The following is a 12,477-nucleotide window of genomic DNA, read 5'->3' on the forward strand; positions in this document are numbered from 1 at the left end:
CCGCTTGGTAAGGAACAACATCATGCGTAAACGTTTATTTAAATGGCATTCACTGTTGGCGATATGGTTAATGCTGCCGGTATTAATTGTATCGCTTACCGGCAGCGTTTTAGTATTCAAGGTTGAAATCGACAGCGCACTTAGGCCTCATCATATGGTTGTGACGCCCGATGCAAGCTCACAGCGCCTGAGCATCGACCAACTCATGAGCACCATAACTGAAAAGCATCCAGATTATGTCTTATCAGGCTGGGAGTTGTTTGATGATAAAGCGCGCTCGGATACGGCCTACGTGATAAAAAAACACAGCGATACGTGGTTTAAAATCTATATCGACCAGTATTCTGGGCAAATACTCTCTGCACCGCAGACCATGGAGCATTACATTACCGACTGGCTGCTTGAGCTACATTATGCTTTTTTGCTGCATTTCAATGGCACCGTTATTGGTGCCTTGGTTGGCTTAGTCATGCTGTTTTTGGGTATCAGTGGCATTATTTTATACCGTAAATTTTGGCAGAAGATTTTCACACTGCGATGGGCCGCGGCTAAACGGATTCTATTTAGTGACGTGCATAAGCTCATTGGCATCATCACCAGTCCTATATTCATATTGATATCGTTTACCGGCGTATATTGGAATGTGTCGATTATTTTGCATGAAGTTATTGAGCATGGTTTTGAGCCAGAGCACCCTGCCATAAGCGCGCCATATCATAATGCAGATATTTCATTTGAGCAGTTAAGACAGCATAACGGCAAACTGATAAATAGTTTTGAGGCCACTTACTTGGCGATACCAAATGAGCCGGGCATGCACATTACCTTTTTTGGCGACGTTGATACCTCCAATCCTTTTTTAAGCCAATATGCTAGCGCCATTACCTATGACAAAGACTCTGGCGAGCTTATATCGAGTTATGACATACGTGAGCAAGGCGTATTGGCTAAGTTTGATGACAGCACGCGGAAGCTGCATTTTGGTTACTTTGCTGGTATCTGGTCAAAAATTGTGTGGTGTGTGGTGGGCTTAGCGCCCGTTTTGCTCTCTGTAAGCGGTTTAGTCATGTATCTTATGAGAAAGTCACCCACTAAGCGCCGGCGGGCTTATCAGCAGGCAGTACAACAGTAAAAAAGTCTGGCCGTCTAAAACGATAAGTCATGAAGTAATGTGTGCATATCTGGCTGCCAGCCGAACTCTTTTATATTCACTCTATGATTAAATACCGCTACGTTTTCTTGCTGCAGCAAGCCAATTTGCTCCTTGGCTTGCTCACTTCCCTTAGCAAATGCAATTTGACCGTTCGCACGCAGCACTCGATGCCAGTTGAGCGGCTTTTGTTCAGGCGCTGAATCAGCCGTTTTATCTGTGATTTCTTCAGGCGCCATACTCAGCGCTTTACCAACTAAACGGGCTCTGCCCGGCAAGCCAGCTAAATCGGCAATTTGACCATAGCTGGCAACCTTGCCCTCGGGAATGAGGTTAACCACTTTAAAAATCGCGGCATGTTGAGCATGTTTGGCTTGTTTGGCTTGTTTAGCAGACTGCATGCTAATTTAGGTAACCGCTTGCTTCGTCTGAAAGACTTTGTCCATATAGCTTTTTTTATCCATAATTTCTTTGAGCCTGAGTGCGGCATGTAGCAAATCTTGATGACTCAAAAATAACGGAGAAAATCCCAAGCGCAGTATATTTGGCGCTCTGAAATCGGCTATCACATTGTTTGCAATTAACGCTTGGCAAATCGCATAAGCCTCGGGATGCGCCAATGCTAATTGACTTCCTCTAATGCTTGCATCTTGCGGCGACACCATCAAAAACTCGGTGTTTGGCATTAAGGCGCAAAATGCCTCATAAAAGAACTGCGTGAGACTTTGTGCTTTAGCTCTCAGCTTGGCGCTGCTTATACCATCAAAGACATCGAGCGCGGCATCTAACACGCTCATCGATACTACCGGCGGTGTGCCTACCAAGAAACTTGCCATCCCCTCGCCCGCCTGATAGTCATGACAAAAATCGAAGGGGCGCTTATGCCCCATCCAGCCGCTTAAGGGCTGTTGAATGTGGGGCCAATGACGTTTTGCTGCATACACAAATGCGGGTGCCCCAGGCCCGCCGTTAAGGTATTTATAGGTACAGCCTACGGCAAAATCGACCTCGCATTCATCCAATGCAAGCTCAAGTGTGCCCGCACTGTGGGCTAAATCCCAAACAACTAAGATACCCTTGCTATGAGCGGCTTTTGTAATTGCTCGCATGTCATGAACTAGCCCTGAACGAAAATTCACATGAGTTAACATGAGCACTGCGGTTTGCTGGCCATGAGTCTCAATCACTTCATAAATAGCGTCTTGCTCAACGCTTAAAAGCTCACAGCGTGCAGCGCCGAGCAATTCACCAAGCCCTTGCACCATATACAAATCGGTTGGAAAATTATCGCGCTGAGAAATCACTAAATTGCGTTGGGGTGATGTGCGTTGCTGCATCGATAAGGCTGCGCACAGTACTTTTGTTAAATTTACTGAAATAGAATCGCAGGCAATGACTTGCGACGATTCGCATCTTAACAAAGGGGCTATTTTGCTGCCCACTTTGTAAGGCAAATCAATCCATTTGTGTTTATTCCAACTGGTGATCAAATCTTCACCCCACTGCTGCTCCACCACCTCTTTAGCGCGCTGCTTAGCACGAATTGGCAGCGGGCCGAGAGAGTTGCCATCTAAATATATGCAGTCTTTTGGTAGGGAAAATTCGCTTATTAGGCTAGCAAGGCTATCTTGTGCATCGCATTCTTTTGCCCGCTCGGTCAGTATGGTGATTGCATTTTCAGCATTTGGCGCAAGGCTTTGGCGGTTCGGTAAAGTCATAGTATCGCTTTTGTTGTGTTACGTTTAAGTGTTGCGTTTTGAGAGTTGCGTTTAGCTTGTTTTGCAATAATTGCTACAAATACGCCAGCAATTACGGCCGATTGAGCTCGTCTAACAGGTGTTTAAACGCAACAGAGTCTGGATGGATCCAATCGAAGTGTCCTGCCCCCTCCACAACAATAGTACGCGCGTCTTCATGGACAGCATATTCTTGCGCTACAATACTGTCTTGGTCTCCTATCAGTATTGTTAACTCCTCCTCGTCAAACGCATAATGTTTAACCGATGCTTGCTCATACTGCTCTCGACGCTCCTCAAGCGTGCCTCCCATAAACGCTGGCGTTGCTTTCTGACACGAGTTTTTCCCTTTTGAATAAGCCTGTATGTCGACAATGGGCGCCAAACCGATGATTCGTAGCTGACTGTCCTTAAATAGATTCAAAGCACCTTGAGTATTTGCGCTATCTTTAGTCGCCGATGTTCGGTGCGTTTGCTTCGTCGCTAACATGGCTAAGTGCCCGCCTGCACTGTGCCCCACAATAGTCACTTTCGACAAGTTCAAATTTGGCGCGGACGTGCTATACAGCGTTCCAATAGCGGCGCGAATATCGTTAATCGCAACAGGCCATTCACCGCCATTTCCGGCTCGGCGGTATTCAATATTCCATACCGCAAAACCCTTGTTGGCCAAGGCGTGACTCATCGCTTGCGTATGCGTAATATCAAATTGCGATAGCCAGCATCCGCCGTGAATGAGCATCACAAGGCCTTTGAACGACACAGAAGGATTCGCTTGGTAGTACCAAATTTGCTGGGATGGGTCAGTACCATAAGCAATTATTTGGTCAGGCTGGGTAACAGCAATTTCTAGCACGCTAGCGTAGGGCACGTTTACAAGCGCATCGACGCTCGCGCTCTGCTTGCTAGCACCTTGCTCTCTCTCAACAGGCTGTAAAGTGCAGGCGCCTAAAAATGTAATACAAACAATGCATATACTCGCAACGCCTATACGACGAGTAAGCAAAGTAAAGGGCTCTAAAGGGGCAAAGGCTAACAAATGCGGCTTCCTTTTAAAAAAACGATAATTGATTAATGCCAGTTACGCTCTTTAAGGTCAAGCCTTAGCACGCTTTAATTGCGCAAGTATTATTGCAGGTGAGCATCAATCCAAGCAAAGGTGTCTTGCCAAATTAATCCCGCTTGTTTTTTAAAATATCCCATATGGTCAATGCTCTTCATATTCTTTTGGCTCGGTTTTAGGTTTATGCGACTGACCTGTGCATTTTTATAGGCTTTAAAAAAAGCATCTCGGGAGGCCGGTTGCGCCCATTTATCGTCAATGGCATTTGCGGCTACAAGTGGTTTATCAAAACCTGCAAACTGTTCATGCAAATGACGCATAGTAGGGTCATCAAAAAAGTAGTGTGGGTAGCTACACCACCGTTTCCACTGACGATATACATCAATAGGTAAGTCCTCTCCCATGCCTAGTTTGCTCCATGCTAAATATCCATGATGCTTAACAATTACCGGGGCAATTACCTTCCACATTAAATTGACTTTAATGCGTTCAAGGGGCGGCATCCACCCACTCCACCCAGCACCTGTGCCAAATACATAAGCGCCCTCAATCAAGTGTGAGTTAGGCAATAAACCCACAGCATGTCCACCATATGAGTGCCCCACAATGTAAACTGGTAGACCATATTCACATGCTTTGGTGAGGCCAGCGGCTAAATCTTGCTGTGCCCAGTCGAGGTAATCCATTTTAAAATTTTTAAGGCTGGTCGCTTTAGATTGCCCTATTCCCCTGTAATCTAGCGTCAATACGTTAAATCCAGCCTGATTTGCTGCCTTGGCATAAGACTGATAAAAGCGCTGCGGGACACCCGTTGCCCCCGCTAGCAAAATCTGTGCTTTAGCATTTACCGCACTATACTGCATGGCGCGTATTCGCGTATTGTCTTGCGTCATGAACTGCACGCTGGCAATGGATTCGGTCATTGGCATTTCCTTTATTTGCATTTGGCCCACAACGAAGTATAAAGTATGGAGCTAAGTCCATAGTCAAGCTAAATTTATTCGTGTTTATGAAGGGGAATACCGAAGTATGCGAGCACATGAGATAGCCGAGAGCGCAGGCGTAAGTAAAGACACCTTGCGTTATTATGAAAAAGTGGGGGTGATTAGCTCACCACCTCGGCAGGAAAATGGGTATCGGCGCTACAATGCTGATCATCTTAAGCAGCTGAAATTCATTAAGTTTGCGCAATCTGCCGGGTTTCCTTTGGCGAGAATTAAAGAAGCCATTCCCTTTTTAAATAACCCGCAACCTAATTGCCCCAAACTCAAGGCCGCTATTGATGAGCAACTTGCCGCCATTGATGCCAAAATAGAAGAATTGAACAGCACAAAAGCCGTACTTTTGAAATGGATAGCCCACAACCATGATTAAACAATATACCCTTACGCTACCGCCCTTCTCTCGCGGGTTTCACCTGATAACTGACTATGTAAAAAATGCGTGCGAAAACCTGCCAGAAAAAGGTCTACTCCATGTATTTATACAGCATACCTCTGCCTCACTCACCATTAATGAAAATGCAGACCCAAGCGTAAGACGTGATTTAGAGCGCCATACCAATGTGCTTGCTCCCGAAAATGCGGCATATTTTGAGCATACTTTTGAAGGCAGCGACGACATGCCAGCTCACATCAAGGCCTCTTTATATGGCAGCAGCGTGACTGTGCCAATCACCAATGGACATTTTGCATTGGGCACGTGGCAAGGCATTTATTTAGGAGAACATAGAGATGAGGGCGGCAGGCGACGCCTTTGCCTGACCCTCATTGGGGAATAAACTTGTACCAGCAACTAGCCGCTAACGAGACCACTAAAGCTACTCATTAGTAATGCCTTAGCTTGCTGTCCTTGTGGAGTATCAAGATAGGCCTGTATTTGCGTGATGTAGCCCATGACCATGTCAGGGTCTAAACCTAAAGATTCAAACTGCTGAGCGAGCAACGCGGTGCCGCCTAATGATTCAGCCGCTTTGCTTAACATGCTTCCCATACCGCCCATACCTGCGCCTTGGCCGCCTAAATCTGGCACCTGATTAAGTAAGCTCTCGGTACCAGGAATTTGTTTTGCTATTGTTGCAAAATCATCAGCCGACAGATTATCTTTTGCATAAGAAAAAATGCTCGCCAACCCTCCAGTGGCCTGTTCTTCACTCACATTCAAATTGCTGGTTAAACTGCTCAATAGGCCGGTCATGCTAGGGCCCGATGTGATATCAGCTAAGTCAGTAGATTTAGCTTTATCCATTAAACCGCCCATCATATTTTGCTGAGCAAGCGCAGAGGTGCAAAAGCTTAGAGCAAGGACTAGAACAAAGAGTTTTTTCATGGCATTGACTTCCTTTTATAGAGACTAAAACGCATATCATGCGCGCCTACATGCATTATTATTTTTCTCGCTAACCAATAGTTCATGCTTCCATTAGCTTAGCGAGCACAGCAAGTATAGGGTAAATCGACGGAAACAAAAAACAAAGCGTAGATAAAATAATCGAAAAACTAGCGTTTAGTACTTAAATCATCAAGAAAAAGTTGATTGTCAATATCTGGCGCTTCACATATAACTAACAAGCATAACATGTTCCACAAATATTCTATTGAGACATGCTGAATGAGATTTTGCACACCAAAAAAGAATTCTCATATAGTAAGCATCTTTTTATGTTTATTATGCACGCTGGTTTTTGGCGTTAAAGGCTTGAACGCCAAAGCATTAAGCTCTCTAGAAGACGTGAGTATTTTCGTGGACTACCCCGACTTTGTCGACACCGTTAACGGTAAAAGGAGCCCCACGGGTACCGTAGAGCAAACCAATATACTCTGGATTAAGGCTGCAAATTTAAACAGCCAAATTTCTTATCTACCATCGCGCCGCATTACGCGCAGGTTATCCTCTGCAGAGCCGGTATGCTCAATATTAAAAATTAAAACGCCTGCACGCGCCGAAAATTACTTGTTTAGCTTACCCACCGACATATTTTTAGCACCCAAGCTTTATCAGCATAAAAATGCAGACACAATCCACAAAAAATATCTCAACGAATACGGCGAAATTCGTAACTTAGCAGATATGTTTAATGACCCTTCATTTAACTCTATTCTTACACTTCTTGACGGAAAATCGGTGGGGAAAGACCTAGATAAGCAAATTGCGAACATTAATCAACGAAAACTAGAATATATAAATGCCAATCAGCAATACATATCGTACTTACAACTCCTAGCCACTCGAAGAGCAGACTTTGTATTGGCATTTCCGTCAATAATTCAGGCTAACAGCTATTTGGCTAACAACACCCGCTCGTACTCTGTACAAAATATCGAAACACACGTAAGTGGTAGAGTGATGTGCAACAAACACCCTCAAACCGAAGCGCTCATTGCCCATATCAACGAGCACTTAGTAAAAATATATGATGAGCAAGCATTTTTTGATGCGGCCACATTAGAACTGAATGAATCTGAACATGCACTAATACGCGACATTATAAACAACGTAATTAAAAAAGAGGCAGCCGCTTTGTAATGCTGGTGTATCAAGCACGATAAAGCGAAATAAAATCATTGAGCGGTAGCGCTTTGCTACAAATAAATCCTTGCGCTTTGGCACATTTGTTGTTGACCAAATATGTCTTCTGAGAATGCGTCTCAACACCCTCGGCGATCACATCTAGCTTGAGCTTTTCAGCCATTGCGATCACCGCTCCAACAATCGCTTGGTCATCTTCATCCACGTCTACATCCGAAATAAAAGAACGGTCTATTTTTAGCGTGTCTATGGGTAAGTGTTTTAGGTAGGCCAATGAGCTATAACCCGTTCCAAAATCATCGATTGAAACATTCACATTTGCAGCTTTTATGCTCGTCAAAAAGCTTTTTACCTTGTCGTAGTTGTGAATAAAAACACCTTCAGTAATTTCCAACTCCAAAGTATTTGTATCGACGTGATTACGCGTAATTGCGGCAAGTATATGTTCAACTAAATTAATATCATGAATTTGTTTAGGCGAGAAATTTACTGAGACTGGAATAGAAATACCCGTTGCTTTGAGCGAGGCTATCATCTCGCAAGCTCGGTCAATTACCCATCGCCCGATCGTATTGATTAACCCGTTATCTTCAGCAATAGGGATAAACTCCTCAGGTGATATAAATTCACCGTCGAGCTTCCACCTAATTAGCGCTTCAGCCTTAATAATTTGATCGGACGTCATATCGAAAACTGGCTGTAGGAAAAGTTCAAAATCACCATCGCGTGCAGCTTTTCGTAGAGATGCCTCAAGAGCGACACGCCGCTGAGACACTTCTTTAAGCGCTTTGGAGTAAATCTGAATAGCGTTTCCGTGTTTGCGCTTTGCTTCGTTTAAAGCTAACTCAGTCGCGGTTAAAAGCTCCTCAGTATTGTTCGCATCTTTCGGATATTGAGCAATGCCAACATTGATACCTAAATCACATCTAAAATTGTCGTCTGTAAATAAAGGGGTAATGCTGACGATATCAATAAGTCTTTGCGCCAAATCGCGACTTTTTTCAACGAAAAAGGATTCAGGGTGTGTCTGCTCTGCATCACTATGCCCTAACAATATCATGAACTCGTCAGCGCCGACTCGGGTAATAAAATCTTGAGGCGCCAGTGCACTTTGCAGTATCTCACTTAATCGCTTTAAAACTTCATCCCCTCTTATATATCCAAAACTTTCATTTACTCGCTTAAAGTTAATGATATCGATACTGAGTGACGAAAAGCGCTCTGCCTGCTGAATTTTGCTGCCTAGCACTTGCATAAAATGCTGACGATTGGGCAAACCCGTAAGTGAATCACGTAAAAGCAAATCTTCATTGGTTTGCGTTAGATACTTTACACGTGTGATGTCACTTATGGTAATAATCCAATTAACCGGGTTTCCTTTGTCATCAAGCACCTCCTGAATATCAATTTTCAGCCACTTTTGGTGTTTTGGCGGCTGATGCCAGTAAAGCTCACCAGTAAAGCTTTGATGAATATTATGCAGGCTTGTTTTTTCAGGGTATTGCCTAGATAGCAATTCAAACAGTGTCTCAAACACTTGGTCTTTGTGTGTTTCTTCGTTTAGCTCAAATATTTTACATGCCGCAGGGTTTGTTTCTATGGCCACCTGATTTTGGTCAATTATGATCACACCAACGTCAGCCATTTGTATGGCATTGTATAAGGGCAAAGAATTGTTATCTTTCATGTTGTTTAACAAGATGGAGCGTAGGCGTTCATTTAGATAATCGTGACGCTCAATGATTTCATCATTTGAAATCAACATCTCTCTTGCAAGCTGAATTGTCTGACGCTGTTGCTGAAATTCACGCTGGATATTTTTAATGACCAAATACTGAGCATCTTCGGTACTGGCGGCAATGGCTTCTAAATAGAACTCTTTGTCTTGAAAGCTCTCAGTCCAAACACCGCTTTCGAGTTGCCCTATGCCATGCATATTCCAAAAATCTTGAGCATCTTGAAAAAAATCAGACAAAAAGAAAGATTGATCTTCTAATACAAAAAACACCTTGTCGTCTTTTACACCAAAAATGTTTTTAAACCAGCTGGCATTGTTTTGCTCAATCCGAAACACATTTAAGTGAGACCGTTTTAAAATAACGCAGTCAACTATGCCGAGGGCCTGTATTAAAGATAAATGCATATTTATACCGTTACCAATTCAGCGACACTTTCAAATACGTCTTCTACCGACTTACCTGTTTTTGCGCTAGTTAAAAAAAGTTTTTCAAATGATGTACTGTGCGTTTGTACGATACTATCGTCCCAGCTAATAGCAGGAGGTAAATCGGTTTTATTTATTACTAATACGGCAGGCGCTTGTGAATGCTCACGCGCCAAGGCATAGATTTCCATTAGCTCAGCTAAGGATGAAAAGCGCGTTTGGTCTACGACAAAAATAATGGCTTGAGCCCCGCGCAAATAACGCGGATTAAATCCACAGTATTTATCAATACCCTCTAGGTCCCAAAGAATTAGCTGCACTGGAGTAAAGCTGCTACTTACGAGCTTTTTGTCTACTTTTACGCCAATTGACGTTAGGTATTTCTCTGAAAAAACACCGTCCACAAAACGTTTAATAAGGCTCGTTTTGCCAACACCGGTTGGCCCTAAGATACACACTTTTTTTTGTAGCATGAACGATTTAATTTCCTGCATTGTTTGGTTGCGACGAGGTAACAACATTCAAAAATGCTTTACGTACGTCTGCGCCACTGTTACTGGTTTTAATCGGCAAAACAGCGGTGGTTAAAATAGTATTTGCCGGCATGCCTAACTCAAGCAGTTTTGCTTCAACTGCCTGGGCTCGTCGCTCTGCCAGCGCAATATTTGCGGCATTCACGCCGGTATCATCGGTACTGCCAACAATCAATAACAGACTTTTTTCATTCAGGCTAGCTGAAAGCTCATTAATGCTGTTAAAGAGCGTCGCGATTAGTTCAATTTTAGCCGCTTGTGAAGCATCAACCTGAGAAGCATTTAGCGCAAAGTCTATTTTGATCAGTTCAACTTTAGATGCAAGTTGAGTTAAAGCCAAGCGTTTGCCCTCTCTTGTTTGCGCTTCGGTAAGTTCTGCTATGCTTATGTTACTTGTATCAAACTCAATACCGTACTTTGTTTTTATCTGTTCTAGAAGAAGTCTTAGTTGACTATATTGATTAGCATCAAGTGTGCCGCTCACAGCAGACGATGCCTCGTTATAACTAAGTTCAGGGAAATTCTGTAGAATGAAGTCGATACTGCTGCGCACGTCATCCTGAAGCGTTGGGGCATAAGGGTAGCTAGTGACGGTGAGCCATTTTTTATCCACTTGGGCCATTGCCAAATATTCGTCAAGACTAATCGCATTGTCGGCGCGTAAAAAAGCGAGTTCAATGTCATAAAGCCCTTGTTTATTTACATTGAGAGGCACGATCCCTTCGGCAATTGGTAGAGCGATGATACGCTTAACTGCTTGGTTGGTTTGCCAGTGACCGAATATGTACCATCCCATTGCAACAGCAAACAGAGTTAATACTAAAAAGGCGAATATCGGCCGTTTGTGCTTTTTACGGGGACTTCGCTCTTGTGCCAACAAACATTGCGATAGTTCCTCCGACGTTGCCATGAGCTCAGTGGCATCACCATTATAAGCTTTTAGCTGAGGTGTATATGTCTTATGTATACCTTCCATGGTTTGTTGCAGATGAGCTTTTGCCTCAGGAGAGATATTGCCAGTCACCGAAGCCACTAACATCACCAGAGGTCCTTGAAACAGATACAAGGTAGAATCATCCGTCTTAATTTCGTCAAGATATTGTTCTTTGTCGGAGTTGACCGAAAACGAATCGCTTACAAAATCGTTTATTGCCGTTAGCATTGCAGATATTAAGTCTGACCGCTGGTTTGCGCGCTCGTCGAGTGACACTGAGTTGATCAGTAATCCTGTTTCTTTGTGGATTAAAAGCACCTGCTCAACACGATATAAGTAAGTTTGGGATGCGGCATACTGCGCAAAAGTTAGTCCCGAGCGCCATGCTTTAAACCGCCATGAAAGCCCTTTAACTGACACGCTGTTTTCAATGATTTGATTTGTTTTTTCTAAGAATTCTCTAAGTGAGGCTGCAACAAACTTTCTGACCAAGTCGCCAACTAATGGGAATATAAAACCCGTTAGCTCTTGTTTTTGATGCACGAAAGCACTTTTGACAGACCTATTGATGATCGGATTAAGTGCAGCACTGATGCTTTTGTCTGTCTGCTCTCTGGTGCCTATAGCTTCGGATAAGACCTGACTAACTTCTGTCGAAAACTGCGCTTGCTGCTCTGTTTTATACTTCGAAATTGCAGGTTCTACAAGCAATTCACGAACACGAGCAAGGTCCTGTTCAGCCTGCAAGGTAACTGCATCCTGATTGCCCTTATTTTTCGCTTTGCGATGCTCGTCCATGCTGGCTTAAACTAGTCGTCTATTTCAAGATTAGTAGCAACGTTTGCTAATAGCTTTGCCAGTATCTTCCGGTCAGTTTTACTGCTAGCGAGGTTATTGTTCATAGCGTTTAATTGCTCAGAGAGGTCGTTGATTGCTGATTTCAATTGCGACTGTAAATCGTCAACTTCACTGTCGATGCGCTTGTGTAAAGCGAGTGAATCATCGCGACTGGCATTTTCTGCCATTTCTAGCTGGGCATTTAGTTGCTTAATATCAGCATCAAGGGCGGCAGCGTTGCTGTCATGCTGACCGTCGATTTCATCCAGTTTATTCAACAGTGATGCGTGATTTTCGTTAATCGTCTCAAGCAAGGCAGCATGTCGCTCATCGGACTTTAATTGTAGTGAGTTGAGTTCGTCGCTCATACGCTTGTCTAACAACCGTATTTTTTGGTCAAGCTCTTGTTTTGCCTGACCAAACACAATAAGTCTAAGCTGCTCTATATCTGACAATGCATCATTTGATGCGTCAGTTGCGGTATCTTCAGCTACAATCTTACCCATGCCTGTTTGTCCTTAATCTAGTGATT

At 43.6% G+C, this 12,477-nt stretch carries 13 protein-coding genes; 4 read left to right on the forward strand and 9 right to left on the reverse strand.

Going from position 1 to position 12,477, the window contains the following annotated elements:
- Positions 1–22 precede the first annotated feature (22 nt).
- A complete protein-coding gene (locus ACFO4O_RS08490; RefSeq protein WP_382407394.1) occupies positions 23–1,132 on the forward strand; it encodes a PepSY-associated TM helix domain-containing protein in 1,110 nt (369 codons plus the stop codon).
- Positions 1,133–1,146: 14 nt separating this feature from the next.
- Here the strand turns inward: ACFO4O_RS08490 and ACFO4O_RS08495 are convergent, their stop codons facing one another.
- The 4 genes from ACFO4O_RS08495 to ACFO4O_RS08510 form a co-directional block, all read right to left on the reverse strand.
- The gene (locus ACFO4O_RS08495; RefSeq protein ID WP_382407396.1) at positions 1,147–1,551 is read right to left on the reverse strand and encodes an MGMT family protein; all 405 of its coding nucleotides are present in this window, start codon (positions 1,549–1,551) and stop codon (positions 1,147–1,149) included.
- 6 nt (positions 1,552–1,557) lie between these two features.
- Positions 1,558–2,868 carry a kynureninase gene (kynU, locus tag ACFO4O_RS08500; protein ID WP_382407398.1) on the reverse strand — a complete coding sequence of 437 codons (1,311 nt, stop codon included), beginning with the start codon at positions 2,866–2,868 and terminating at the stop codon, positions 1,558–1,560.
- Between the two features lie 91 nt (positions 2,869–2,959).
- Positions 2,960–3,925: an alpha/beta fold hydrolase gene (locus tag ACFO4O_RS08505; protein WP_382407400.1), complete on the reverse strand. Its 966-nt coding sequence runs from the start codon at positions 3,923–3,925 to the stop codon at positions 2,960–2,962.
- Between the two features lie 89 nt (positions 3,926–4,014).
- A complete protein-coding gene (locus tag ACFO4O_RS08510) occupies positions 4,015–4,872 on the reverse strand; it encodes an alpha/beta hydrolase family protein (RefSeq protein WP_382407401.1) in 858 nt (285 codons plus the stop codon).
- 106 nt (positions 4,873–4,978) lie between these two features.
- Between ACFO4O_RS08510 and ACFO4O_RS08515 the strand changes: the two genes are divergently transcribed.
- Positions 4,979–5,323 (forward strand): MerR family transcriptional regulator, encoded by a 345-nt coding sequence (locus tag ACFO4O_RS08515; RefSeq protein ID WP_382407403.1) that lies wholly within the window; start codon positions 4,979–4,981, stop codon positions 5,321–5,323.
- Positions 5,316–5,729 (forward strand): secondary thiamine-phosphate synthase enzyme YjbQ, encoded by a 414-nt coding sequence (locus tag ACFO4O_RS08520; RefSeq protein ID WP_382407405.1) that lies wholly within the window; start codon positions 5,316–5,318, stop codon positions 5,727–5,729. The genes ACFO4O_RS08515 and ACFO4O_RS08520 overlap by 8 nt, the downstream gene beginning before the upstream one ends.
- Before the next feature lie 14 nt (positions 5,730–5,743).
- Here the strand turns inward: ACFO4O_RS08520 and ACFO4O_RS08525 are convergent, their stop codons facing one another.
- Positions 5,744–6,277, reverse strand: a complete 534-nt coding sequence (locus ACFO4O_RS08525; RefSeq protein WP_382407407.1) for a DUF2780 domain-containing protein — start codon at positions 6,275–6,277, stop codon at positions 5,744–5,746.
- Positions 6,278–6,646: 369 nt separating this feature from the next.
- Between ACFO4O_RS08525 and ACFO4O_RS08530 the strand changes: the two genes are divergently transcribed.
- Complete coding sequence (locus ACFO4O_RS08530) at positions 6,647–7,474, forward strand: hypothetical protein (RefSeq protein WP_382407409.1); 828 nt, start codon at positions 6,647–6,649, stop codon at positions 7,472–7,474.
- A 10-nt stretch (positions 7,475–7,484) separates the two neighbouring features.
- On the opposite strand, the gene ACFO4O_RS08535 is transcribed toward ACFO4O_RS08530, so the two are convergent.
- Genes ACFO4O_RS08535 through ACFO4O_RS08550 form a run of 4 tightly spaced genes read right to left on the reverse strand, consistent with a single transcriptional unit; the run spans position 7,485 to position 12,451 of the window.
- Positions 7,485–9,620: a putative bifunctional diguanylate cyclase/phosphodiesterase gene (locus ACFO4O_RS08535; RefSeq protein WP_382407411.1), complete on the reverse strand. Its 2,136-nt coding sequence runs from the start codon at positions 9,618–9,620 to the stop codon at positions 7,485–7,487.
- Between the two features lie 2 nt (positions 9,621–9,622).
- Positions 9,623–10,114, reverse strand: coding sequence for a Rab family GTPase (locus ACFO4O_RS08540; RefSeq protein WP_382407413.1), 492 nt, complete (start codon positions 10,112–10,114; stop codon positions 9,623–9,625).
- Positions 10,115–10,121: 7 nt separating this feature from the next.
- On the reverse strand, positions 10,122–11,906 hold the full coding sequence (locus tag ACFO4O_RS08545) for an OmpA family protein (RefSeq protein ID WP_382407415.1): 1,785 nt from the start codon (positions 11,904–11,906) through the stop codon (positions 10,122–10,124).
- An 11-nt stretch (positions 11,907–11,917) separates the two neighbouring features.
- A complete protein-coding gene (locus ACFO4O_RS08550) occupies positions 11,918–12,451 on the reverse strand; it encodes a hypothetical protein (RefSeq protein WP_382407417.1) in 534 nt (177 codons plus the stop codon).
- Between the last annotated feature and the right edge of the window lie 26 nt (positions 12,452–12,477).

Origin of the sequence: Glaciecola siphonariae (assembly GCF_042652645.1) — a bacterium.
GTDB lineage: Bacteria > Pseudomonadota > Gammaproteobacteria > Enterobacterales > Alteromonadaceae > Glaciecola > Glaciecola siphonariae.

Coding starts and splice junctions, on each gene's coding strand:
- ACFO4O_RS08525 (WP_382407407.1), bottom strand. CDS start 6,277: ATGAAAAAACTCTTTGTTCTAGTCCTTGCTCTAAGCTTTTGCACCTCT.
- kynU (WP_382407398.1), bottom strand. CDS start 2,868: ATGACTTTACCGAACCGCCAAAGCCTTGCGCCAAATGCTGAAAATGCA.
- ACFO4O_RS08510 (WP_382407401.1), bottom strand. CDS start 4,872: ATGACCGAATCCATTGCCAGCGTGCAGTTCATGACGCAAGACAATACG.
- ACFO4O_RS08490 (WP_382407394.1), top strand. CDS start 23: ATGCGTAAACGTTTATTTAAATGGCATTCACTGTTGGCGATATGGTTA.
- ACFO4O_RS08550 (WP_382407417.1), bottom strand. CDS start 12,451: ATGGGTAAGATTGTAGCTGAAGATACCGCAACTGACGCATCAAATGAT.
- ACFO4O_RS08495 (WP_382407396.1), bottom strand. CDS start 1,551: ATGCAGTCTGCTAAACAAGCCAAACAAGCCAAACATGCTCAACATGCC.
- ACFO4O_RS08515 (WP_382407403.1), top strand. CDS start 4,979: ATGCGAGCACATGAGATAGCCGAGAGCGCAGGCGTAAGTAAAGACACC.
- ACFO4O_RS08540 (WP_382407413.1), bottom strand. CDS start 10,114: ATGCTACAAAAAAAAGTGTGTATCTTAGGGCCAACCGGTGTTGGCAAA.
- ACFO4O_RS08535 (WP_382407411.1), bottom strand. CDS start 9,620: ATGCATTTATCTTTAATACAGGCCCTCGGCATAGTTGACTGCGTTATT.
- ACFO4O_RS08520 (WP_382407405.1), top strand. CDS start 5,316: ATGATTAAACAATATACCCTTACGCTACCGCCCTTCTCTCGCGGGTTT.
- ACFO4O_RS08545 (WP_382407415.1), bottom strand. CDS start 11,906: ATGGACGAGCATCGCAAAGCGAAAAATAAGGGCAATCAGGATGCAGTT.